This window comes from Chelatococcus sp. KU-N122 (genome assembly GCF_055391085.1).
In genome coordinates, this window is record NZ_AP043981.1 from 6,783,571 (window position 1) to 6,805,287 (window position 21,717).

Consider the following 21,717-nt stretch of genomic DNA (forward strand, 5'->3'; position numbering starts at 1 on the left):
GAACTCATGGTCACGATGGATCGCCGCACACTGCTCACGGGATCGGCATCGTCCGCGGTGGCGCTGCTCGCGGCGCGAGGCGCCCGCGCCGACGACATGACCGGCGTCACCGCAACCGAGATCAAGATCGGCTCGACCACGTCGCTCAGTGGCCCGGTCTCGGCGCTCGGCGTCCAGGCCCGCTGCCAGGAAGCCTTTTTCCGCATGATCAACGACAACGGCGGCATCGCCGGGCGCAAGATCACCTACATCTACTACGACGACGGCTTCAGCCCGCCCAAGACCCTGGAGCAGGTGCGCCGCCTGCTGGAGCAGGATCAGGTGTCGTTCCTGTTCAACATGCTGGGCACGGCGCCGAACTCGGCCGTGGTCAAATACGTCAACGCCAAGAAGGTGCCGCACCTGTTCCTGTCGGTGAACGGTGACAAGTGGGGGAACTACAAGGAAAACCCGTGGACCATGGGCTTTGCGCCGAGTGCGCGCATCGAGTCGCAGATTTATACCAAGTATATGCTGCAGCAGAAGCCTGACGCCAAGATCGCGATCCTCTACCAGAACGACGATCTCGGCAAGGACTACGTCGGCGGCGTGCGCGACGTGCTGGGCGCCGACTTCGACAAGCGCGTCACCGCGATCGCCCACGAGGCCGCCGACCCGACCGTGGATTCCCAACTCGTGTCGCTGCGCGCCAGCGGCGCCGACATGCTGCTGTCGGGAACGACGGCGAAGTTCGTGGCCCAGTCGATCCGCAAGGCCTACGACCTGCAATGGAAGGCGACGCACTTCATCGCCAGCGGCGGCGCTTCGATCACCGGCGTCCTCATCCCCGCCGGCGCCGAGCGCGCCACGGGCGTGATCTCCTCGGCCTACGTCAAGGACGCCAGCGATCCGACCTGGGCGTCAGACCCGGGGATCGCCGACTACCTCGCCTTCATGAAGAAGTACTTCCCGGACGGCAATCCGCAAGAGTCCTACAACACCTACGCCTACACCGTCGCCAAGGTGCTGATGCAGGTGCTGACCCAATGCGACGGCCAGTTCTCGCGCGAGAACATCATGAAGCAGGCGACCAACCTCAAGGACCTGCAAGTGCCTACCATGCTGCCGGGCATCAAGGTCAACACCAGCCCGACCAACTATCACCCGCTGCGCCAGGTGCAGCTGCAGCGCTTCGACGGCACCGGTTGGAAGCGCTTCGGCAACATCATCGAGGGCGCCGACATATAGGCGCGGGCGTCGATCGCGCACCGCCCCGATCGGTTACGACCGCCCGATCAGGGCGGTGCGCCACTATCTTGAGCTTGAAAGGCCTCTCTTCGAGGTCAAGGTGAACGGTCGCCCGGCGGGCCTCACTCCCGATATCCCGGATCGCGGCGATCGAGCAGCCGACGCAACGCATACCAATCTCGGTTGTCGATAAAGCCGGCGAAGCCTTCGAACTGCTGCGCGGTGCGCTCGCAGACGTCGCCCGGCGGAACGACGATATCGGTACCTCCCGACAGCGCGTCGATCTGAATCCGGCAGGCCATCTCCAGGTAATACATGTGCTCGAAGGCCTCCCGCACCGAGCGGCCGCAGGTCAGGAGACCGTGGTTGGTGAGGATCAACGCGTTGTTCGAGCCGAGATCCGCGGCGAGCCTGCTCTGCTCCGCCAGGTCGAGCGCCAGGCCTTCGAACGCGTGGTAACCGACGCGATTGTAGAATCTGAGCGCGTGCTGCGAGATCGGCAGCAGCCCCCGCCGCTGCGTCGACACCGCAACGCCGGCCCGTGTGTGGGTGTGGAAGATGCAGGCCGCGTCCGGCCGCGCCTTGTGCAGCGCGGCGTGAATCACGAAGCCGGTGGGATTGACGTCGAGCGGCTCGTCGTCGAGCGCATTGCCGTCGATGTCGATCTTCACGAGGTTCGACGCGCTCACCTCTTCGTACAGAAGGCCGAAGGCATTGATGAGGAAGTGGTCCGTGCCGGGTATACGAAGCGAGATATGATTGTAGATCAGATCGGTCAATCCATAGTGGACAGCCAGACGATAGCAGGCGGCCAGATCGACGCGCGCCTCCCACTCCTCGGTGCTCACCGAATGGCGTAAGGATGCCCGGCGCGCGAGTGCTTGTTTGATACGTTCGGCAGTCATGGCAATGAACTCATGCGGTGTGTCGTCGATGGATCGGAAATGCACGCGATGTCGTGCCTGCCTACGCCGATGCGCGGAGCGGCCGGGAGGTCGTGCGGCCCTGGCCGGTCGACTCGCGCGAGACGCCTAGCGCCTCGAGCAGACGCGCGCGGACTGCGGCACTGAAATCGTGCGCGATCGATCCGTCGTCGCGCCGCGCGATCGACAGTTCGAGAGCAATGCGGCCGCGGTCGATGACGAGGACACGATCGGAGAGCTTGATCGCCTCGTCGATGTCATGGGTCACCATGAACACGGCAGGCCGATGCCGCGCCCAGAGGTCAAGAACGAGATCATGCATGGCGATGCGTGTCAGCGCATCGAGCGCGCCGAACGGCTCGTCGAGCAGCAGCAGGTCCGGCTCGCGCACGAGGGCCCGCGCCAGCGAGGCGCGCTGTGCCTCTCCACCGCTGAGGGTCCCCGGCCAGGCATCGCCCCGGTGTTGGAGGCCGACCTCGGCGAGAGCGTCCTTGACCCGCCCCCGCGCCTCTCTCGAGCGCAATCCCATCGCAACGTTGCGGGCAACCGTTTCCCAAGGCAGCAGGCGCGCCTCCTGGAACGCGATCGCCGGGTGTCCGGCGACGCTCACCTGACCCTCGTCCGGCCGATCCAGACCGGCCAGGATCCGCAGCAGAGTGCTCTTGCCGGACCCGGAGCGTCCGAGCAAAGACACGAACTCCCCGGCACGAAGACTGAGGTCGATCCCCTCCAGCACGGCAGCGCCGCCGAAGGCCCGCCGGACCGACGTCATCCTCGCGACCAATGGCATCTATTTGACCTTCGTCACGTCGAACACGTTGTTCTGCACGTCGACCACGCGGTCATGGAAGCCATAGCTATGGGTCTGCCGCGCCATCTCCTGGACGAGCTTCAAGCCCTCGGCATCGATCGGCACGATCACGGGCTTGAGCTTCCAGCTGGCGATCGTCTCGATCACCTTCGCCGGCGCGCCCTGCCTCTTGTATGCCGCCGAGGTGATCGAAGGATCTTCCCCGATCTTCGCGGCCGCCGATTGCAGTCCCTCGTACACCGCCTTGACGGCTTCCGGGTGCTTCGTCGCGAAATCGCGGGTCACGAAGTGCACCCAGCTGTTCAGCGACCGTATCTGCTTGCCGTCGACGAGCAGCCGCGCGCCCGGCACGTTGATGGCCGCGGCAAGATACTGATCCCACGTGGCGATGGCATCGACGTTGCCGCTGACGAAGGCGGCGACGCCGTCCTCCGGGTTGTTGATGTTGATCCGCGTGATACCGTCCCGGCTTATGCCGTTCTCCTCAAGCGTGCGGAACAGTATGTATTCCCCGGTGCCACCGACGAAATTGACGGCGATCTTCTTTCCCTTCAAATCCTCGATCGTCTTGATTCCGGAGTCGCCACGAACGACGATCCCCTCGCCGAGATGGTTCCGTTCGATGGCGAACAGCAGAATGTCGCTCTTCGCCTTGGCCTCGTTGATGAGGCTGGCGAAGCCGCTCGACGTGATGTCGATCTTGCCGGCCTTGGCAGCCTCCGATGCTGCGGGATAGCTGGCGAAGGGACCGCTCCATACGACCTTGCCACCGACCTTCGATACCGGTTCGCGCAACGTGCCGTCGTCGCCGCCAAGCGACTGTATGGTCAGCGCATTTGCGGCGGGAAGCTGGCCGATCCGGACATCGAACGTGGATTTCTCATCGGCGGCGTGAACCGCGCCGGCGAGGATCAGCGCCACAGCCGACGATAGAATCCGATGGGCTATCCTGAGATACGTACGGTTGCTCGGCAACATCCCTTCAGTCTTTCCGATTGGCTAGGGGGAGAACTATTGTGCGATGAAGCCCTGCCGCCAACGCAGGAGCCTGTGCTCGAGGAGCCGCACCAGGCCGTCCGTCAGCAGACCGAGCAGGGCGTACAGTGAAATGCACAGCAGGACGACGTCGGTTCTGGCGTATTGGCGTGCGGCCGACAGCATGGCGCCAATCCCGCTCTTGGCGTTGACCGACTCCGCGACGATCAGAACCGCCCAGCCCAGTCCCAGGGCATAGCGCAGTCCGACCAGCACCGACGGAAGCGCGCCGCGCAGCAGCACGCGCGTCGAAATCTCGAAGGGAGAAAGCTTGTAGATCTTCGCCACCTCGACCAACCGGCGGTCGACGTTTCGTATTCCGCTGAACATATTCAGATACAATGGCACAAACACTGCCCAGACGACCAGAATGATCTTGGCTTCCTCACCGATACCGAACCAGAGGATGAAAAGAGGAACAAGCGCGGTAAACGGTATCGCCTTCAGCATCTGCACGGGCTTGTCGAAGACGAGCTCACCGGCCTTCCAGAAGCCGGCGGTCATGCCGACCAGCAGCGCCAGCAGCAGGCCGAGCACGGAGCCGGTGACGGCCCTGAACGCGCTCGCCGCGAGCGCATCGCCGAGCGTCCCGTCATCGGCAGCTTCCCATCCGGCCAGCAGGACCGCACCAGGTCCGGGCAAAATCTGCTCATCCAGATAGCCGAGCCGCGACGCGGCGAACCACACGGCGACGATGGCGATCACGCTCATCCATGGCGCGAACGCGCGCCACAGTGGTCGTCCGTGAAAGACCCCGACATACCCTGCAACGCGCATGAAGAACGAACACCACCCTGAGTGCTGGCGAAACGTAGGCCTAGTTTGCCAAAACCCGTCTCTCGCAGAGATATAAGCTAAAGTACGCACCATTATTCATCGATCAGACGCCACGGTCGATAATTTAATCGAATTAAAACAAGAATTTTTGACGACGCACAATAGAAACATATTTCATATATACCGACGATTCACACAGATTGTACTATTATCAAAAGCTGGATATACGCAATTTTACACGCGTAAGTAGCGGATTCGCAACTCCGGCACCGACGGATTCGGCCGAAGCAAAGAGGCGACCTCCGCCGACGAACTGCGGACGACAGGCATCGACTCGCTCGGCTGAGCTGGATGAGCCTCTCGACGGCGCCCAAGCGTGGCCCTGACGCCCAGGAGGTGAGCTGGGCGGTGATCGCCAAACGGCTCGGTGTCTCCCGCCAAACCGCCTGGGAGCGCTTCAGCTGAGCGCCGCGGACCGACGCACCCTCACCTGCCGGCTACGGGCCGACGTCCGCTCGTGTCTAGAGCGCATCCCATAGGGTGGAACCGCCCAATGGTAAAGAAACGCCTCCGGGCTCAATAACCGTGGAGCATTTCTATCCAGTCCGGCGTTTCCACCAGATGGGGAAAAACGCCGCCTAGGCTGAGGCGAAAGCGCAAGAGACGCGCTCCAGATCCAAAGAATTATGAGCGTGTCTCAGCCATTTTATGAGCCCATCAAATGGCAAAAATCCTTATAATCAGGGCGAATCCGCAAGCGTAACCTCAGCACTCAGAAGATTATATCTCCTCCTCGCAGCGTCTCCGTCGCGGTCGACATTATCTCGTTACATTGTTATCGTAGACACATTCCACATAATATGATGGAATTTAAGCCATGATTCCCTATACGGTTGCGGTTTAGCTTTCCGTAATCTTTGAACAATTGCAACCTCGACGCGATCGAGGATGATCGACGGCGCCCTGTTGTCAGAGCGCTGCACAAGCTGCAGCGGGGCGCAGCGACATGGCGGGAGTTGGGCGCGCGCTCCCGCCAATGTGCGAACCCGCGCGCTGGAGACTGAGATGACTGGAATTGATAACCAAACCCGTGAGAACATCGTTAGCAAGTCCGGACCGGACGGGCTTCCGAGCGGCGATCTCGGCGCCATTTTTGCCAGTAACGCTCAGCATGTTTTCGACTTGGTCGACCAGGTGACCAATCATCGGAGCGACTTCGTGAGCAGCATCACCCACGACGCTGCTGACGCCGATGACAACGTATCGGACCCCGTTCCGCAGACCGCCGGTTCCATCTCCGACATCGCCAACTCAATTCCGGACCTGGCGGGCGTCAACTCCGGAGCGGACGACGTTCCGGGCGGGGATCTCGGCGCCATTTTTGCCAGCAATGCTCAGCATGTCTTCGACTTGATCGACCAAGTGACCAATCATTGGGACGACTTCGCGAGCGGGATCACCGACGACGCTGCACGCATTGCCGACCACGTGTCGGATGCCACCTCGGAGGTCGCCGGTACCATTCCAGACGTCGTGGACTCAGTTCCGGACCCGGTGGGCGTCAGCTCCGGACCGGACGGCCTGCTGGGCGGCGCTCTCGGCGACCTGGGCAAGCTTTTCGACGGTCCGGACGGCCACAGCACCCCTCACACGTGAGCAATCACGCGTAGCAGCGCGAACGGTGGGACGCCTCCAGGCGTCCCACCAACTGGCCGCGCAGGTCGCTGCACGAATGGCTCGGTCGAGCCCGCCATGACGCCGTGGACGAAGCGCCTGTTGTCTCGATGAGAGGCGCGCCTGCGGGCTGCCATACCAACCCTCAGCCTGCCCCCGAACGCCGCTCCTGACCGGGCAGAGGCAGGATCAGCGACGTATAGTGATGCGGCAGGCGCATCGACACGAGGTCCTTCCGCCGCACCACGTTGGTCGGGTAGACCGTGTCGAGGTTGGTGGTGTCCATGGCCAGGGTGACGACGCCGCTGTCCTCGGCCAGGATCGCGTTGCTGCGCGGAAAGGCGAAGCTGTCCGGCCCGAACACGCCGCTCTGGCCGGCGAGGCCGCGGGCGTCGTCCTTCACGTTGGCGAAGGCGAAATACACATTGTTCTCCCCGGCCCTCACCCGATAATGGTGCCAGTGGTACGGATCGGCGCCCGTGGGAATGGGATAGTTCTGCGCCACCGCGGTTCCGCCGTGGCCGCAGACGAACTCGCCGCCCTGCGCCGCCGGGCAGGCCACGAGATCGCAGCCGAGCAGGCTCAGGCTGCGCGCGGCCTCCGGAAACGCCGCATCGTAACCGATCAGCAGGCCGACGCGGCCGAGCGGCAGGTCGAACACCTTCCATTCGTCGCCGGCGCTGGCCCAGCCCAGGTCGTCATCGCCCAGGTGCACCTTCCGGTACGAGCCCACGAGCCCTTCAGGCCCTACCAGCACGGCGGTGTTGTACCTGGCGGCTCCATCCTGCTCGGCCAGGCCCGCGACGAGATAGAGGCCGGACTTGAGCGCTATCGACGCCAGCCGAGCGGTGGCCGGGCCCGGAACGGGCTCGGCATTGCGGCCGCCGGCCAACGGGCCCGTCACGCACAGCTCCGGCAGCACCAGGATGTCGGCCTGCTGCTCCTTCGCCGCCTCCCGGGCCAGGCCGGCGATGACCTCCAGGTTCGCCGCGACGTCCTCGCCCGGTCGGAACTGGCCGACGGCGACCCTGGAGACGCGTCCCGGCGGCAACGGGGTATGGCCGTAGAGCGTGAAGAAGTCCCGCGGGTTCCAGCTGTAGGTGTTGGTGGCCAGGTTGAGGTACATCTCCGGCCGACGGCGCTGGGCGATCGGCTGTCCGAACATCTGCTTCACGGCCGTGCGGCCGAGGTCGATCTCGGCTGCGGCGATGCCGTCGCCGCGGTCGATGACGGCGAGCAGCTTGCCGTCCGGCCCGATGACGCAACTGCCGCCGCTGAACTGGACCGTGCGCTCCAGCCCCCAGCGGTTGGCCTCGACGAGATAGCAGCCGTTCTCGAAGGCGCGGCTGATCCAGTACGGCGCCGGCGTGCGCTCGGCCAGCCAGTTGCTGATGTGGCAGATCACGTCCGCACCGGCCAGCGCCACGATCCGTGCGGTCTCGATGAAATGGATGTCCATGCAGATCAGCAGCGCGATGCGGCCGATCTCGGTGTCGAACACCTGATGGCCGACGTCGCCCGACGCCGCCCATTTGGGCTCGGAAATGTAGGGGTGCGACTTGCGGTGGCGGCCGATGACGCCGGCGGGCCCGATCAGCACCGCCGAATTGTAGTAGAGGTTGGTGGCCGGATCGACCTCGGGCATGCCGACCACGATGTGGCAGCCGAGCCGCTGCGCCGCCGCGGCGAACCGCTCGGTCGTCGGCCCGGGGATCGGCTCCACGAACGGCGCCACCTCGGTCCGGTCGAACCAGCAATAGCCGGTCGTGCCCATCTCCGGCGTCACGATCAGCCTGGCACCGCCCACGGCCGCCTGTTCGACGAGCTCGAGCAGGCGCGCGATGTTGCGCTCCTTCTCGAACTGCGTCGGCTCGAACTGGACTGCAGCGGCGGTAAACCTTTGAGCGGACATCGACACATCCCGGTGCGCGGCGTGGACCAGGCCCCGCCTCGCCGGCCGGGGGCCGCAGCGCGCGACCATCCGCCCTGATCGCGGAAGGGCGGCGGCGCGCGCTGCCTCGGCTCCAAAGCAACGTTCGGGCCGTCCGCCGCGGCCGATTATACGGTCATTTGCCTGGTGTTCCGCGGCGGCTCACCGGCCGGCCCGCTCCGCCGCGACTCCTGCCAGGCGAGCCGCGGCCCGCGCCACCAGTTCGGTCGGATCCTCGCCGTACCAGCCCCGTGCCGTCGGCGCGAAGGCGCGGCAGGCCGCAGCGATTTCATTGGTGCGGCAACGGCACACCGCGTCGACCAGCCAGGTGGTCGTGGCCAGCGCCACGTCCTGGTAGGCGCCGAGGCCGCGGTCGCGGACATAGGCGCCGCTGACATGGTCGTCATCCGCCTGCGCCAGGATCACCTGCGGTATCCCGGCGGCCAGGCAGGCGCCGGCGAGGACCGAGCCGCCGTGGTGAACGACCACCCGCGAGCGCCGCAGCAGCTCCGGCAGCGGCACTGGGCCGGCGCTCACCTCGGCGCCGCACTCGGCCAGCAGGCGGTGCTCGCGGGCGGGCAGGTCCGGCACATGGGCCCGCACCGGGCCGTCCATCCGCATCAGCCCGGCCACCACCTGCGGCGTCGCGGCGATGCCCCCGTCGAGCGCGACGAAGGTCTCCTGCGCGTCGGCGTCGGCGCTCGCCAGGCCGCCCGGCGCGTAGGCGGGCAGGCACGGCGCGCTGCGCCAACGGGCAAACACGTCGAAGGCCTCGGGGCCGAAGGGCATCACCGCCTCCGCCGCGAGCACGTCGCCGAGGTGCTCCAACGGCAGGCGCCCGGCGCGGGCAAGGCCCAGGTTGATGCCGTCGAGGACCTCTGCAAACGGCCAGCTCGGAACGGAACCTGGACCGTGGATGGGGGCAGGAACCCCGCTGACGACCGGCGGCAGCAGCAGGGAGGTGCCGAAGGCCACGGCGGGCACCCGGCCCTGCGCGGCCAGCACGGCGCCGAAGGCGCTCTCGCAGACCACGACATCAGGCTTGAACAGCCCGAACAGCGCCTCGTAATGGCCGACCGCGCCGGCGAGGCTCGCCGGGTCGGCAAAGCCGCGGTTGGCGATGAGGTCGGCCAGGCCGAGCACGGGGCGCCGCCCCCAGGCGGCGTCGGCGAAGTCGCCTGCGGGCCAGGTGATGGTCTGCACGGTGCGGATGCCGAGGGGCAGGAACGCCTGGTCGTAGCGGGTGTCCGCCAGCGCAGCCAGGCACTCCACGCCGGCCGCGCGCAGGTGCGCGGCGACGCCGAGGAGCGCGGCGACGGCGTTGCGGCCCTCGCCGAGCTCCCAGGCCAGCAGGGCCCGGGGCCGCCCCGAGCTTTGACGTCGCGGCAATCTGAACACAGGACCGATCGTCTCCGCACGCGTTTCGGATTCGCCACACGTATCCGGCTGCATGTAGATTCGCCGGACGAAGCCACCATAGCGGACGCGCCCGATTGAACACCCCGTCAACCGATGCGGCCGCGACCGCCGCCGTGCCCCATGAGCGGCATCCGACGCTGGAGCTGATCGCTTACGCGACAGGTCCGGTCGAGCATCTGACGCTGGTGCCGGCCAGCGTCGAACGCGCCTGGATGAAGGCGACGCCGCACCAGTTCGCCCAGCGCTGCCTGCCGCTGCTCATCGCCAACCAGGCCGGCTGGTTCATCATCGTGCAGCAGGAGTTCGAGGTCTGGTGGACCGGAGGCATCGCGCCGGAGGACCTCCTGGTGCGCCAGCGTGTCGGCACCGGGCCGCCCATGGCCATGAGCCATTTCGGCTCGGGCATCCTGACGTTCTCGATTCCCTACCTGTTCCGCACGCCGCCCGGCTACAACCTGCTGGTCCGGGGGCCGCCGAACTGGCCCAAGGATGGCGTGACCGCACTCGACGGCATCGTCGAGACCGATTGGGCGACGGCGACGTTCACCATGAACTGGAAGGTGACGCGGCCGCTGGAGCGCATCGTGTTCCCGGCGGGCGAGCCGATCGCCTTCATCGCGCCGATGCGGCGCGGCGAGCTGGAAAGCTTTGCGCCGACGATCGTGCCACTCACCGACGAGCCGCAGCTCGCCGCCCAGCACGGCGCCTGGGCGGAATCGCGGCGCAGCTTCAACGACGCGCTCGGCGGACGCACCGACGCGCCCTGGCAGCGCGATTATTTCGCCGGCCGCGACGTCGCCGGCGACGCGGCCTTCGACCGGCACCAGACCAAGCTCAACCTCAAGCCGTTCAAGCCGCGGGGGTGACCCAGCCGAACGTCGCAGCCGCACTCCCGCCACCGCCGATGTCCACGGCCGACGGTCGCTGTGCAGCGTGCTCCTCGTCGGCGCGCTCCGTGAGCTCGGCCCGATCGCCGGATCGTCAATCCGCCGCCGTCCCCTGCCCGCCGGCGCCCGTGGCAAAGGCAAAGCCTTCATCGGCCCAGCCGGTGACGCCGCCGATCATCACCTTGACCGAGCGGCCGAGCTTGCCCAGCCGAAGAGCTGCGCGGTCCGCGCCGTTGCAGTGCGGGCCTGCGCAATAGACGACGAATACCGTATCGTCAGGCCATTCGCTCATCCGCGCCGCGGTCATCTTGCCATGGGGCACATTGGCGGCGCCAGGAACGTGCGCGGCCTCGTAGAGCTTCGGCCCCCGCACGTCGAGGAGCACGAAGTCCGGCCGGCCGGCGCGCAGCGCGTCCTGGACATCCCAGCAATCGGTCTCAAAGCGGAGGCGTTCGGCGTAGCGCGCCTCGACCTGCTCGGGCGCGGCGCACGGGATATCGGTGACCAAGCTCATCAGCGGGCTCCATTGTTCGGCCGGTTCAAGCTGAGGCATGACGGCATGGCCGCCTAGTGGCGCAACAGCCAATGTACGTCGATATCGTGCCAAACGCGGCCGTTGTGCTGCGTTGGCACGAATGCCATGGTCTTTGAAGATCATGTCAGACGCTCGCCTTCATTCGACGTCCGGTCCGCTCGTCGCCGTGCTCGCCTACGACGGGCTGTGCACCTTCGAGTTCGGCATCGCCTACGAGGTGTTCGGCTTGTGCCGGCCCGAGATGGGAGACGCCTGGTACCGCTACACGGTCTGCGCCATCGAAGCCGGGCCGTTGCGCGCCGGCGGCGGCCTCACGGTGACCGCACCGGTCGGGCTGCGCGGGCTCGGCCGAGCCGATCTGGTCGTGGTGCCCGGCTGGCGCGGCATCGCTGCGCCGGTGCCGCAACCCTTGATCAGGGCGCTCATCCGCGCGCACCGCCGCGGCGCGCGGCTGATGTCGCTCTGCTCAGGCATCACCGTGCTCGCCGCGGCCGGCCTGCTCGACGGGCGGCGGGCGACGACCCATTGGCGCTACGCGCCCGCCATCGCTGCGCGCTTTCCGGACATTCGGCTCGAAACGGACAAGCTCTACGTCGACGAGGGCGACGTCCTCACGGCAGCGGGGAGCGCCGCAGGCATCGACCTCTGCCTGCACGTGGTGCGCAAGGACTTTGGCGCCGAGGCCGCCAACACGGTCGCGCGCCGCCTTGTCGTTCCACCTCACCGCGAGGGCGGCCAGGCCCAGTTCATCGAACGGCCGGTGCTGCCTGCTCGCGACAATTCACGGCTCGGGCCCGTGATCGACTGGATGCGCGGCCATCTGAGCGAGCCCCAGACAATCGCCTCGCTGGCCCGCCGGGCAGGCATGAGCGCGCGAACCTTCCAGCGCCGGTTCCAGGAGGCGACGGGACTTGCGCCGGGCGAGTGGCTGATCGCCGAGCGCGTGCGGCTCGCGCAGGACCATCTCGAGCGCGGCGGCCGTACCGGGCTCGATGACGTGGCCGCGATCTGCGGCTTCGGCTCCCTGGCCGCAATGCGCCACCACTTCAGGCGGCACGCCGGCGTGCCGCCCGCGGCGTATCGGAAGCGTTTCGCGCCGCAGCCTACGTAGAGCCGACCGGCGTCGCATCCGGCCGCAAGCCGTCCACCTCCGCCCGCAAACGCTCGACCTCCGCTTCCAAGACGATGATGCGCCGCTCACGCTCGGTCAGCGCCGCCGCCACGTCCGCGGCATCGAAGCGCTGCGGGATGTGCTGCGGGCAGTTCATGTCGTAGGCCGCCACCGTGAACAGGATCACCTGCTCCGGCCGGGCCTTGTAGCCCTCGGGCATCAGCCGCGCCATCAGCTCGGCGTCGCCCTCGACCACCCTCGCCTCACCCCAGATCTTCACCCGCCGCCGGTTGACGTAGTCGATCAGGAACAGGAACGCCTTGGGATTGTCGGCAAGGTTGCCCAGGGTGATGTACTGGCGGTTGCCGGAAAAATCGGCAAAGCCGATGGTCGACGGGTCGAGCACCTTGAGGAAGCCGGGCGGGCCGCCGCGGTGCTGGATGTAGGGTTGCCCGTCCGTGTTGGTGGTGGCCAGGAAGACGCTGATCTGGCTTTCGATGAACTGCGCCAGGTCCGGCCCGATGCGCGTCTGCCAGGAGCCGTTCTCCTCCATGCGGGCATAGCCGGCGCGCGACCCCTTGCGGGCCTGCACGGCCTTGACCGTAGGTGTGAAGGCGACGTCGCTCGCGTAGGTGCGCGCCGGGGTGTCGGCAGACGACTGTGGCGGCGGGCGGTGCATGGCTTTGGCTCGCTGGATGCTGGTGGACCAGCCGCAATGTAGATCCTTCCACCCGCAAGGAGCATAGTCCGATACTTGAAACCGGCCTTTCGAAAACTGGAAGAAGGGGACGCTGCGACAAACTAGCTGCGGTGTCGCTCCGCTCCCGACTTAATCGTCGGCGGCGAGCAGCCGCGCGAAATACCCGACGAACCGCTTTGCCGCGGCGACAGCTTGCGCGGCTTGCTCCGCCGACACGTCCGATCCTGCGCCGGTTAGATAGTCGGCGATGGCTTTCAAATTATAGGCGTGGGATAGAAAAGCCCGCAGCTCCGGCGTCAGATCTCGATCATCCATGGTCAAGCGCTGGAATTCGGTGTGCACGCCTTTATGGGTTTTCGCGGATCTGCCGGTTTTCTCGGATATAAGCGCTTGCGCCGCATGGAACCCGGCGAGATAGGCGGTGCGTCCCGCCGCCTCATTGAGGTTGATGCTCAACATGGCTTCAGCCTCCTGAAGCAGGCGCTGTGCCTTGCTGAGAAACTGCGCACTTTCCGGCGTCATAGGTCGCGGCCGTCGCTGCGGATTTCGCGCATGAGCGGAGAGCGCTCCGCGTAGGCGGCGGCGGGATACGGCAAGATGTCGAAGAATGCACCTGTCTCGTCGATCAGCTTGACGCGGAGGTCGGCCAGGCGATGCAACTCCGACCAGCGGTCGGGCAGCTCCCGCAAGAACACGGCGACGTCATAGTCTGAATCCGATTGCGCCTCGCCGCGCGCGCGCGAGCCAAAGAGCACGACGCGCTCGATCCGATCACCGTAGATCTCATCAAGCTCGGCGCGGAAACGCGACAAGATCGGATCGCTCATTGAGCCGACGGCCATAACCTCTCCCCTCACAGGCCGGATTATAGCTTTCAAACGGGGGGCTTCGCCAATGATCCTTCGGGCTCGCGCCGATACCTTGACCAGCGACGCGATCACCCGGAATTTGTGGTGCCCAGCCGCTTGTCGGCGTGGGCCTTCCATAAATCGGAACCCGAATGGACCGCCTCGATGCCATGTCCGTGCTGCTCGCCGTCGTGGAGGGTGGCAGCCTGTCGGCCGCCTCCCGCCGGCTGCGCATGCCGCTCGCCACCGTGAGCCGCAAGGTCTCGGAGCTGGAGGCGCACCTCGGCACCCGGCTCCTGGTCCGCTCCAGCCGCGCCGTGACGCTCACCGACGCCGGACGCTCCTACGCCGCCGCCGCCGGCCGGATCCTGGAGCAGGTGCAGGAGGCCGAGCGGGCCGCGGCCGGCGAGTACATCGCGCCCAGGGGCGACCTCGCCGTGACCGCGCCGGTGGTGTTCGGCCGCCTGCACGTCCTGCCGATCGCCGTGGCCTTTCTCGAGGCCTATCCGGAGATCGCCCTGCGGCTCAGCCTCTCCGACGGCCTCGTGGACCTCGCGGAGGATCATATCGACGTGGCCGTCCGCATCGGCCCGCTGCCGGACAGCGGGCTGATCGCCGCGCGCGTCGGCCAGATCCGCCGGGTCGTAGCGGCGAGCCCGGCCTATCTGGCCGCCCGCGGCGCGCCCGAGCGGCCGCAGGACCTCGTCGGGCACGATTGCATCACCTACGAGGGGCTGAGCTCGCCACGGGCCTGGCGCTTTACCGCGGGCAAGAGCGACGTCGCCGTGCCGATCCGCTCGCGCCTCACCGTCAACACCGCGGAGGCCGCCATCGACGCGGCCATCGCCGGCATCGGGCTGACCCGCGTGCTCTCCTACCAGGTCGCCGCAGCGCGCCGGGTCGGCCTCATCTCCCTGGTGCTGGAGCCGTTCGAGCTGGCGCCGTGGCCCGTCCATCTGATCCACGTCGGCCAGGGGCTGCTGCCGGTGAAGCTGCGTGCCTTCCTGGATTTCGCCGCCCCGCGCCTCAGGGCGCGCCTGGCGCAGGTCGACGGCGGCCTGGAGGCCCTTCCGCCGACGGCATAGCGGCCATAGATTAAGGGCATGGAGACACCGGTGAAACGAGGCCAATGAGCGTGAGCGATCGAACCGACACGGCGAGGCGGGCACGGAGCGGCGGTGCAGCGGCCGCACTCGTGGCCGTGGCTTTCGCGGCGCTGCCGGCGCACGCCGCCACGACCGACTGTCCGGGCGGTAGCACCACCGTCGCGCGCGGCGACACCCTGAGCAGCATCGCGGCCCGCTGCAACGTGGCGGAGGCGGTGATCATCGCCGCCAATCCGGCCATCCTCGGCTCCGGCGACCTGCAGATCGGCGCGACGGTCCGCGTCAGCGGGCCGGCGGCAGTGACGCTCAAGCTCGCCAAGCGGTTCAACGACCTGGCCAGCGATACGGCGACGGCCCTGGGCCGCGTCGCCGGCGCGGTGGACACGTCCATGCAGGACCTGGTCGACAGGAACCCGGATCTCAAATCACGCCTCGACCGCTTTGCCGGCCAGCTTGGGGTGGGCACCGCGGCGCCGGACGTGCCCCCTGCCGAAGTGACGGCCACGGCTGCCGCGGGAGCCGTTGCCGGCGCTGTCAGGATCGCGGCCAAGGGGCTGCCCAAGGACAGCGAGATCGTCATCGGCGCCGGTCCGCCGCAAGGGGCTTACGCGGTGCTGACCGCCGCGCGCACCTCGGCCACCGGCACGATCGATGAAACCGTCCGTCTGCCCGACTGGCTGGCCGGCCCCGTCGTCTTCGTGCTGCGCGATGACGCCAACGACGTCACGGCACGCTCGGATCGCTTCGTGCCGACGCGATAGGGTTTGCCGACAACCCTTTGCAAGAAGGCGGGCTCATGCAGGACGTGCTCTTCGACAACAGCTATGTGCGCCTTCCGCCGCGCTTCTACGAGCGGGTGGCGCCGACGCCGGTGAAGGCGCCGCGGCTCATCCGCCTCAACCGCCCCCTGGCGCGCGAGCTTGGCCTCGATCCCGACCTGCTGGCGAGCCCGGAGTGGGTGGAGGTGCTGGCCGGCAAGCGCGTCGCGGGCGGCTCCGAGCCGATCGCCATGGCCTACGCAGGCCACCAGTTCGGCCATTTCGTGCCGCAGCTCGGCGACGGTCGCGCCCACCTGCTGGGCGAGGTCATCGACACGAAGGGCCGCCGCCGCGACATCCAGCTCAAGGGCTCCGGCCCCACCGCCTTCTCGCGCCGCGGCGACGGCCGCGCCGCGCTGGGGCCCGTGCTGCGCGAATACATCGTCAGCGAGGCGATGGCGGCAATGAGCATCCCCACCACCCGCTCGCTTGCCGCGGTGGCGACTGGCGAGATGGTGGCCCGCGAGACCTTCCTGCCCGGCGCGGTGCTGACGCGCGTCGCCGCGAGCCACATCCGCGTCGGCACCTTCCAGTATTTCGCCGCCCGCGGTGACGTCGACGGCCTGCGGCTGCTTGCCGACCACGTCATCGCCCGCCACTACCCGCACGCCGCGGAGGCGTCGGCGCCCTACCTCGCGCTCCTGGAGGCAGTGATCGCGGCCCAGGCCGACCTGGTGCCGCGCTGGCTCATGGTGGGCTTCATCCACGGCGTGATGAACACCGACAATACGTCGATCGCCGGCGAGACCATCGACTACGGGCCGTGTGCCTTCCTGGACGCTTATGACCCGGCCACGGTATTCAGCTCGATCGACGAACAGGGCCGCTACGCCTACGCCAATCAGCCGTCGATCGCCCTGTGGAACCTGGCGCGGCTCGCCGAGACGTTGCTGCCGCTGCTGGCCGACGACGACAAGGCCGCGGTCACCATCGCAGAAGGCGCGCTGGACGCCTTCGCCGGCCGCTTCCAGGCCAACTACCTGGCCGGCTTCCGCCGCAAGATCGGCCTCGCCACGGCGCAGGAGGGCGACCTCGATTTGCTCAACCAGCTGCTGACGGCCATGGCCGAGAACAAGGCCGACTTCACACAGACCTTCCGCGCGTTGAGCCACGCAGCCGGCGCGCCGGAGGGCGATGCGGCGGTACGTGACCTGTTCATCGACCCCACCCTATTCGACCGCTGGGCGGAGCCATGGCGCAAGCGGCTAGCCGACGAAACGCAGGACGAGGGCGCGCGCCGGACGGCCATGCTCGCCGTCAACCCAGCCTATATCCCGCGCAACCACCGCATCGAAGCGGCGATCGCCGCGGCCGTCGGCAGCGACGACTTCGGGCCCTTCGAGGAACTGCTCACGGTGCTCGCCACCCCCTTCGACGAGCAACCGCGCTTCGCCGCCTACGCCGATCCACCGGCGCCGGACGAACGGGTGCTACGGACGTTCTGCGGCACGTGAGCATCCTTGCTTGAGACCCGGCTCATCCTATCTCTCTAAGGCGTCCCCCAATCAGATGAGGCCATGTGCTCGGGAGACGCTCCAAGCTTTTTGAATCTGGAGCGCTTCTCCCCGATCGGGCAGGTCCACCCCGTCGGAAAGCGCTGCGGCAACAAGCAAAGGGAGGGACGTTATGCCCGACGACCCCAACGCCAGACAGGCCGACCGCCACGCCACTCCGATCCGTCGCGAGGGCTACGAGATCAGCTATCTCGCCAAGCGCCACGGCATCACCCTGTCGCAGGCCCGCGGCCTCGTCAGCGAGCACGGCAGTGACTGGGCCAAGCTCGACCAAGCCGCCAAGGCCTTGAAGAAGGGGTGACGCGTTTTTCGTGGCGTCAGCGCCGCTGCAACAGCTCGGTCAGGCACAGCGCCTGGGCGACGACGAGGTCGACGTCGTCGCGGTAGCCGCGGCCGATCCAGCTCAGCGCGATCTTGAACACGCCACCGACCACGCCGGCCCGCAGCAGCGTGCGCCCGGCGCCGTCGTCGGCGGCGGCGTCCGGGTTCAGGGTCCGCTCGAACAGGTCGCCGAAGCTGGTCACGGCCCAGGCCAGCATGGCGTCGACCTCGGCGCTGATGCCGACGATCTCGACGAGAAACACCCGCGCGCCCTGCGGACGTTCCTGCAACAAGCTGAAATAGGCCCGCAGGACGGCGTCCATGCGGTCGTGGGGCGCCTCCAGCGCCGCCCCGGCCTGCTCGATGTCGGCCAGGGTCTGCCGCGTCACCACCCGGAAAGCGGCCACCAGCAGCGCCTCGCCGTTCTCGAACGATTCATAGAAATAGCGCTCGGTCAGCCCGGCCGCGTCGCAGATCGCCTTCACCGTGGCATTACGATAGCCACGGGCGCCGTAGACCTCGATCGCAGCGCCGATCAGCGCCTCGCGGCGCCGGGCACGTCGCGCCCCGAGCGGCACACCGCGATAGAGCCGCGCGCCGCCGCCGTCGGCCCGCTCCGCCCCGGCCACGCCACCACCCGCATTGCTGCGCCGCGCCACCCGATGTTCGCCCATGCCTGCATGCTTGACATGGCGCATTGTCAGAGACAACCATGACAATGGCTGTTGTCAGAAAGCAGGATCGGCCATGACCGACGGCATCGGGGCGGCCCCGCCGGGTCCAGCACGGACGGCGATCCCGGACGAGCACGTCGACGTGCTCATCGTCGGCGCCGGGCTCTCGGGCATCGCGGCGGCATGGCATCTCAAGGCCCGCCACAAGCGCAAGACCTACGCGATCCTGGAACGGCGCGACGCCATCGGTGGCACCTGGGATCTGTTCCGCTACCCCGGCGTCCGCTCCGATTCCGACATGCACACCCTCGGCTACAGCTTCCGGCCATGGCCGAACGAGGTGTCCATCAGCGACGGCGCCTCGATCGCTGCCTACGTCGCCGACACCGCTGCGACCTCCGGCATCGACCGGCACATCCGCTTCCGCCACAAGGTGGTGCGCGCCGCCTGGTCGTCGAGCCGGGCGCTGTGGACCGTCGACGCGCTGCGCGGGCCGCAGGGGGTGCCCGTGCGCTTCACCTGCCGCTTCCTGTTCATGTGCAGCGGCTACTACGATTACGACGCGGGCTACCTGCCCCATTGGCCCGACATGGACCGCTTCGCCGGCACGCGGGTGCATCCCCAGCACTGGCCGGCGGATCTCGACTATGCCGGCAAGCGCGTCGTGGTGATCGGCAGCGGCGCCACGGCCGTCACCCTGGTGCCGGCGCTCGCCGAGACGGCTGCTCACGTCACCATGCTGCAGCGCTCGCCCACCTACATCGTGGCGCGGCCGGCCCGCGATCCGGCAGCAGCGCGGCTTTATCGGCGGCTGCCGAAACGGCTCGCCCACCGGCTGGTTCGCTGGAAGAACGTGCTGTTCGGCATGTACTTCTACAACTACGCCCGACGTCACCCGGAGCGAACCAAGGCGGGGCTCATCGCGCTGGCGCGCCAGCAGATCGGACCCGACTTCGACGCCGCGACCCACCTGACGCCACGCTACGCGCCGTGGGACCAGCGGCTCTGCCTGGTGCCGGACGGGGATCTGTTCGCCGCCATCCGCACCGGCAAGGCTTCGATCGCCACCGATGAAATCGAGCGTTTTATCCCGACCGGCCTTGCGCTACGGTCGGGCCGCACGCTGGAGGCCGACGTGATCGTCACGGCGACCGGCCTCAAGGTGGCGCTGATGGGCGGCACGGAGGTGACGGTGGACGGCGCGCGCGTCGACTTCGGCCAGACCATGGCCTACAAGGGCATGATGTTCAGCGGCGTGCCGAACTTCGCGCTCGCCATGGGCTACGTCAACGCGTCGTGGACACTGAAGGCCGAGCTGTCGGCCCGCTACGTCTGCCGGCTGCTCGCGCACATGGACGCCAAGGGGTACGTTGCGGCGACGCCGCGCTGGCGCGGTGCGCCAGTCGACGGTCCTTCCGCCCTGGCGCTGACCTCGGGCTACATCCAGCGCGCGGCGAGGCTTCTGCCCAAGCAAGGTGACGCGGCGCCGTGGCAGGTCCACCAGAGCTACGCCCGCGACCTCGTGGCGATGCGCTTCGGCGCCATCGACGACGGTGCCATGGAGTTCACGCGCGCTCCGGCCCAGGTGCGGGCCGCCTGATGGCCGGGCTGATGACACTGAAGGGCCGCACCGCGGTGATCACCGGCGCGGCGAGCGGCATCGGCCGCGCCGTCGCGGTGTCGCTCGCCAGACGCGGCACCGACCTCGCCCTCGCCGATCTGGACGCTGCGGGGCTGGCCGAAACGGAGCGTCTGCTCCCCCCGGGGCCGGACGGCGCCGTCAAGGTCAGCCGACATCGGCTCGACGTGGCCGACCGCGAGGCGATCATCGCCTTTCCAGGCGAGGTGCTGGCCGAGCACCGCGGCGTCGACGTGCTCGTCAACAACGCCGGCGTCGCCCTCGGCGGCTCCTTCGAGCAGGTCAGCGAAGCCGATTTCGAATGGCTGTTCGCCATCAACTTCTGGGGCGTGGTGCGCATGACGCGCGCCTTCCTGCCCACCTTGAAGGCCAGCGACGACGCCCGCATCGTCAACCTCTCGAGCATCTACGGCATCGTGGCGCCGCCAGGCCAGACCGCCTATGCCGCGAGCAAGTTCGCCGTGCGCGGCTTCAGCCAGTCGCTCGCCCATGAGCTCGCCGGCACCTCCGTCGGCGTCACCGTGGTGCATCCCGGCGGCATCGCCACCGCCATCGCCAAAAGCGCCCGCTCGGCCCAGTCGCTGACCCCCGAGGAGATCGCCGTCGGGCAGGAGCGCGCAGCAAAGATGTTGCGGCTGCCGCCCGAGATTGCCGGCGAAACCATCGTCAACGCCATCGAGCGGCGCCAGGCCCGCGTGCTGATCGGCACCGACGCCAGGATCGTCGCAGCGGTGGAGCGGCTGGTTCCCGTGAGCTATTGGAAGCTGCTGTCCAAACTGGGGCCCAGATGATGTCCTGGCTCGTCGGCATTGTGGTCGTGATCGCAGTCGTCGGCGGCGGGCTGGCGCTGTTCTCCTGGGTGGTCGAGCGCGGCGTCGAGAGGGCGGTACCGCCGCGCGGCCGCTTCCTCGAGGTGAGCGGCCAGCGCATCCACTACCTGGATGTCGGCAGCGGCCCGCCGATCCTGATGATCCACGGCCTCGGCGGCCAGATGGGCAACTTCACCTACAGCCTGGCCGGCCGCCTCGCCGACGACTTCCGCCTGATCATCGTCGACCGCCCCGGATCCGGCTACTCGACGCGTCCCGCAGACGCCCGCTGCAACGTGCGGGCCCAGGCGGCGACCATGGCCGGCGTGGCCGCGGCGCTCGGGCTCGAGCGGCCGCTCGTCGTGGGCCACTCGCTCGGCGGCGCCATCGCGCTCGCCATGGCCGTCGACCATCCGCAGGCGGTGGGCGGGCTGGCGTTGATCGCGCCGTTCACCCAGCCGCAGCAGGACGTGCCGCCGATGTTCCGGGCGCTCGACGTGCGCTCGCCGCTCCTGCGCACGCTGATCGCCTGGACGGCCGCCGTGCCCATGGGGGTGCTGCGCGGCAAGGAGGTCGCCGACGCCGCCTTTGCGCCCGAACGCCCGCCCGACGACTTTGCGAGCAGGGGTGGCGGCGTGCTGTCGCTGCGCCCCAAGAGCTATTGGAACTCCTCCGCCGATATGGTGGTCGCCGGCGACGACCTGCCTGCCCTGGTCGAGCGCTACCCCACGCTGAGCGGCCCCGTCGGCATGATCTATGGCACCGAGGACAATCTGCTCGACCACCGGGTCCACGGCCTGAAGGCCAAGGAGCAGATCCCCGGTCTTGCGCTCGAGCTCGTGCCCGGCGGCCATATGCTGCTGGTCACCCAGCCCGACGCCGCCGCGCGCACTATCCGCGCCGTCGCCACCGCCATGCACCCGCCTCTGCCGGCCGGGCCGGCGTCGGCGTAAGGCGGC

The 21,717-nt window shown here is 67.9% G+C and carries 22 protein-coding genes; 11 read left to right on the forward strand and 11 right to left on the reverse strand.

Annotated features, from left to right (window positions below):
- The first annotated feature begins 6 nt into the window (after positions 1 to 6).
- Entirely contained in the window at positions 7 to 1,227 is a 1,221-nt protein-coding gene (locus tag ACZ5PO_RS30715; protein ID WP_464186205.1) for an ABC transporter substrate-binding protein, read from the forward strand.
- A gap of 122 nt (positions 1,228 to 1,349) precedes the next feature.
- On the opposite strand, the gene ACZ5PO_RS30720 is transcribed toward ACZ5PO_RS30715, so the two are convergent.
- From ACZ5PO_RS30720 to ACZ5PO_RS30735, 4 genes are all read right to left on the reverse strand, one after another.
- Positions 1,350 to 2,132 (reverse strand): class II aldolase/adducin family protein, encoded by a 783-nt coding sequence (locus ACZ5PO_RS30720; protein WP_464186206.1) that lies wholly within the window; start codon positions 2,130 to 2,132, stop codon positions 1,350 to 1,352.
- 61 nt (positions 2,133 to 2,193) lie between these two features.
- On the reverse strand, positions 2,194 to 2,922 hold the full coding sequence (locus tag ACZ5PO_RS30725; RefSeq protein ID WP_464186208.1) for an ABC transporter ATP-binding protein: 729 nt from the start codon (positions 2,920 to 2,922) through the stop codon (positions 2,194 to 2,196).
- Between the two features lie 18 nt (positions 2,923 to 2,940).
- Positions 2,941 to 3,882 carry an NrtA/SsuA/CpmA family ABC transporter substrate-binding protein gene (locus ACZ5PO_RS30730; protein WP_464186209.1) on the reverse strand — a complete coding sequence of 314 codons (942 nt, stop codon included), beginning with the start codon at positions 3,880 to 3,882 and terminating at the stop codon, positions 2,941 to 2,943.
- A gap of 90 nt (positions 3,883 to 3,972) precedes the next feature.
- Positions 3,973 to 4,707, reverse strand: a complete 735-nt coding sequence (locus tag ACZ5PO_RS30735) for an ABC transporter permease (RefSeq protein ID WP_464186211.1) — start codon at positions 4,705 to 4,707, stop codon at positions 3,973 to 3,975.
- Positions 4,708 to 5,838: 1,131 nt separating this feature from the next.
- Here ACZ5PO_RS30735 and ACZ5PO_RS30740 point away from each other — a divergent pair.
- Positions 5,839 to 6,429: a hypothetical protein gene (locus ACZ5PO_RS30740; protein ID WP_464186213.1), complete on the forward strand. Its 591-nt coding sequence runs from the start codon at positions 5,839 to 5,841 to the stop codon at positions 6,427 to 6,429.
- Between the two features lie 163 nt (positions 6,430 to 6,592).
- Here ACZ5PO_RS30740 and ACZ5PO_RS30745 read toward each other — a convergent pair whose 3' ends face one another.
- Positions 6,593 to 8,359 carry a nitrilase-related carbon-nitrogen hydrolase gene (locus ACZ5PO_RS30745; RefSeq protein ID WP_464186215.1) on the reverse strand — a complete coding sequence of 589 codons (1,767 nt, stop codon included), beginning with the start codon at positions 8,357 to 8,359 and terminating at the stop codon, positions 6,593 to 6,595.
- Between the two features lie 180 nt (positions 8,360 to 8,539).
- Positions 8,540 to 9,775 carry a glycosyltransferase gene (locus ACZ5PO_RS30750; protein WP_464186216.1) on the reverse strand — a complete coding sequence of 412 codons (1,236 nt, stop codon included), beginning with the start codon at positions 9,773 to 9,775 and terminating at the stop codon, positions 8,540 to 8,542.
- A 95-nt stretch (positions 9,776 to 9,870) separates the two neighbouring features.
- On the opposite strand from ACZ5PO_RS30750, the gene ACZ5PO_RS30755 reads away from it, so the two are divergent.
- On the forward strand, positions 9,871 to 10,662 hold the full coding sequence (locus tag ACZ5PO_RS30755; protein WP_464186217.1) for a DUF6065 family protein: 792 nt from the start codon (positions 9,871 to 9,873) through the stop codon (positions 10,660 to 10,662).
- 115 nt (positions 10,663 to 10,777) lie between these two features.
- Here the strand turns inward: ACZ5PO_RS30755 and ACZ5PO_RS30760 are convergent, their stop codons facing one another.
- Positions 10,778 to 11,200 (reverse strand): rhodanese-like domain-containing protein, encoded by a 423-nt coding sequence (locus tag ACZ5PO_RS30760; protein WP_464197124.1) that lies wholly within the window; start codon positions 11,198 to 11,200, stop codon positions 10,778 to 10,780.
- Positions 11,201 to 11,318: 118 nt separating this feature from the next.
- Here ACZ5PO_RS30760 and ftrA point away from each other — a divergent pair, with 118 nt between their 5' ends.
- Positions 11,319 to 12,329, forward strand: coding sequence for a transcriptional regulator FtrA (ftrA, locus tag ACZ5PO_RS30765; RefSeq protein WP_464186219.1), 1,011 nt, complete (start codon positions 11,319 to 11,321; stop codon positions 12,327 to 12,329).
- Here the strand turns inward: ftrA and ACZ5PO_RS30770 are convergent.
- The 3 genes from ACZ5PO_RS30770 to ACZ5PO_RS30780 all read right to left on the reverse strand — a co-directional run bounded on the left by ACZ5PO_RS30770 (position 12,322) and on the right by ACZ5PO_RS30780 (position 13,871).
- Complete coding sequence (locus tag ACZ5PO_RS30770; protein WP_464186220.1) at positions 12,322 to 13,008, reverse strand: pyridoxamine 5'-phosphate oxidase family protein; 687 nt, start codon at positions 13,006 to 13,008, stop codon at positions 12,322 to 12,324. The genes ftrA and ACZ5PO_RS30770 overlap by 8 nt on opposite strands.
- Before the next feature lie 150 nt (positions 13,009 to 13,158).
- Positions 13,159 to 13,551, reverse strand: a complete 393-nt coding sequence (locus ACZ5PO_RS30775; RefSeq protein WP_464186222.1) for a HEPN domain-containing protein — start codon at positions 13,549 to 13,551, stop codon at positions 13,159 to 13,161.
- Entirely contained in the window at positions 13,548 to 13,871 is a 324-nt protein-coding gene (locus tag ACZ5PO_RS30780; RefSeq protein WP_464186223.1) for a nucleotidyltransferase family protein, read from the reverse strand. Before ACZ5PO_RS30780 ends, ACZ5PO_RS30775 begins: the two co-directional genes overlap by 4 nt.
- Positions 13,872 to 14,029: 158 nt before the next feature.
- Here ACZ5PO_RS30780 and ACZ5PO_RS30785 point away from each other — a divergent pair, with 158 nt between their 5' ends.
- The 4 genes from ACZ5PO_RS30785 to ACZ5PO_RS30800 all read left to right on the forward strand — a co-directional run bounded on the left by ACZ5PO_RS30785 (position 14,030) and on the right by ACZ5PO_RS30800 (position 17,616).
- Complete coding sequence (locus ACZ5PO_RS30785) at positions 14,030 to 14,962, forward strand: LysR substrate-binding domain-containing protein (RefSeq protein WP_464186225.1); 933 nt, start codon at positions 14,030 to 14,032, stop codon at positions 14,960 to 14,962.
- A gap of 50 nt (positions 14,963 to 15,012) precedes the next feature.
- Positions 15,013 to 15,744 (forward strand): LysM peptidoglycan-binding domain-containing protein, encoded by a 732-nt coding sequence (locus ACZ5PO_RS30790; RefSeq protein WP_464186227.1) that lies wholly within the window; start codon positions 15,013 to 15,015, stop codon positions 15,742 to 15,744.
- A 35-nt stretch (positions 15,745 to 15,779) separates the two neighbouring features.
- On the forward strand, positions 15,780 to 17,255 hold the full coding sequence (locus tag ACZ5PO_RS30795) for a protein adenylyltransferase SelO (protein WP_464186229.1): 1,476 nt from the start codon (positions 15,780 to 15,782) through the stop codon (positions 17,253 to 17,255).
- 172 nt (positions 17,256 to 17,427) lie between these two features.
- A complete protein-coding gene (locus ACZ5PO_RS30800; protein WP_464186231.1) occupies positions 17,428 to 17,616 on the forward strand; it encodes a DUF3606 domain-containing protein in 189 nt (62 codons plus the stop codon).
- Positions 17,617 to 17,632: 16 nt separating this feature from the next.
- Here the strand turns inward: ACZ5PO_RS30800 and ACZ5PO_RS30805 are convergent, their stop codons facing one another.
- Positions 17,633 to 18,310, reverse strand: a complete 678-nt coding sequence (locus ACZ5PO_RS30805; protein ID WP_464186233.1) for a TetR/AcrR family transcriptional regulator — start codon at positions 18,308 to 18,310, stop codon at positions 17,633 to 17,635.
- A 73-nt stretch (positions 18,311 to 18,383) separates the two neighbouring features.
- Here ACZ5PO_RS30805 and ACZ5PO_RS30810 point away from each other — a divergent pair, with 73 nt between their 5' ends.
- From ACZ5PO_RS30810 to ACZ5PO_RS30820, 3 genes are read left to right on the forward strand one after another with little or no spacing between them, the layout of a single operon-like run.
- Positions 18,384 to 19,910 carry a flavin-containing monooxygenase gene (locus tag ACZ5PO_RS30810; protein WP_464186234.1) on the forward strand — a complete coding sequence of 509 codons (1,527 nt, stop codon included), beginning with the start codon at positions 18,384 to 18,386 and terminating at the stop codon, positions 19,908 to 19,910.
- Entirely contained in the window at positions 19,910 to 20,740 is an 831-nt protein-coding gene (locus ACZ5PO_RS30815; RefSeq protein WP_464186237.1) for an SDR family NAD(P)-dependent oxidoreductase, read from the forward strand. The genes ACZ5PO_RS30810 and ACZ5PO_RS30815 overlap by 1 nt, the downstream gene beginning before the upstream one ends.
- The gene (locus tag ACZ5PO_RS30820; protein WP_464186238.1) at positions 20,737 to 21,711 is read left to right on the forward strand and encodes an alpha/beta fold hydrolase; all 975 of its coding nucleotides are present in this window, start codon (positions 20,737 to 20,739) and stop codon (positions 21,709 to 21,711) included. Before ACZ5PO_RS30815 ends, ACZ5PO_RS30820 begins: the two co-directional genes overlap by 4 nt.
- The last annotated feature ends 6 nt before the right edge of the window (positions 21,712 to 21,717 follow it).

What these genes read in the sequence shown, in the direction of transcription:
- ACZ5PO_RS30715 (WP_464186205.1), top strand. Translation starts at nt 7, where the DNA reads ATGGTCACGATGGATCGCCGCACACTGCTCACGGGATCGGCATCGTCC.
- ACZ5PO_RS30720 (WP_464186206.1), bottom strand. Translation starts at nt 2,132, where the DNA reads ATGACTGCCGAACGTATCAAACAAGCACTCGCGCGCCGGGCATCCTTA.
- ACZ5PO_RS30725 (WP_464186208.1), bottom strand. Translation starts at nt 2,922, where the DNA reads ATGACGTCGGTCCGGCGGGCCTTCGGCGGCGCTGCCGTGCTGGAGGGG.
- ACZ5PO_RS30735 (WP_464186211.1), bottom strand. Translation starts at nt 4,707, where the DNA reads ATGAGCGTGATCGCCATCGTCGCCGTGTGGTTCGCCGCGTCGCGGCTC.
- ACZ5PO_RS30740 (WP_464186213.1), top strand. Translation starts at nt 5,839, where the DNA reads ATGACTGGAATTGATAACCAAACCCGTGAGAACATCGTTAGCAAGTCC.
- ACZ5PO_RS30745 (WP_464186215.1), bottom strand. Translation starts at nt 8,359, where the DNA reads ATGTCCGCTCAAAGGTTTACCGCCGCTGCAGTCCAGTTCGAGCCGACG.
- ftrA (WP_464186219.1), top strand. Translation starts at nt 11,319, where the DNA reads ATGCCATGGTCTTTGAAGATCATGTCAGACGCTCGCCTTCATTCGACG.
- ACZ5PO_RS30770 (WP_464186220.1), bottom strand. Translation starts at nt 13,008, where the DNA reads ATGCACCGCCCGCCGCCACAGTCGTCTGCCGACACCCCGGCGCGCACC.
- ACZ5PO_RS30775 (WP_464186222.1), bottom strand. Translation starts at nt 13,551, where the DNA reads ATGACGCCGGAAAGTGCGCAGTTTCTCAGCAAGGCACAGCGCCTGCTT.
- ACZ5PO_RS30780 (WP_464186223.1), bottom strand. Translation starts at nt 13,871, where the DNA reads ATGGCCGTCGGCTCAATGAGCGATCCGATCTTGTCGCGTTTCCGCGCC.
- ACZ5PO_RS30785 (WP_464186225.1), top strand. Translation starts at nt 14,030, where the DNA reads ATGGACCGCCTCGATGCCATGTCCGTGCTGCTCGCCGTCGTGGAGGGT.
- ACZ5PO_RS30795 (WP_464186229.1), top strand. Translation starts at nt 15,780, where the DNA reads ATGCAGGACGTGCTCTTCGACAACAGCTATGTGCGCCTTCCGCCGCGC.
- ACZ5PO_RS30800 (WP_464186231.1), top strand. Translation starts at nt 17,428, where the DNA reads ATGCCCGACGACCCCAACGCCAGACAGGCCGACCGCCACGCCACTCCG.
- ACZ5PO_RS30805 (WP_464186233.1), bottom strand. Translation starts at nt 18,310, where the DNA reads ATGGGCGAACATCGGGTGGCGCGGCGCAGCAATGCGGGTGGTGGCGTG.
- ACZ5PO_RS30810 (WP_464186234.1), top strand. Translation starts at nt 18,384, where the DNA reads ATGACCGACGGCATCGGGGCGGCCCCGCCGGGTCCAGCACGGACGGCG.
- ACZ5PO_RS30815 (WP_464186237.1), top strand. Translation starts at nt 19,910, where the DNA reads ATGGCCGGGCTGATGACACTGAAGGGCCGCACCGCGGTGATCACCGGC.
- ACZ5PO_RS30820 (WP_464186238.1), top strand. Translation starts at nt 20,737, where the DNA reads ATGATGTCCTGGCTCGTCGGCATTGTGGTCGTGATCGCAGTCGTCGGC.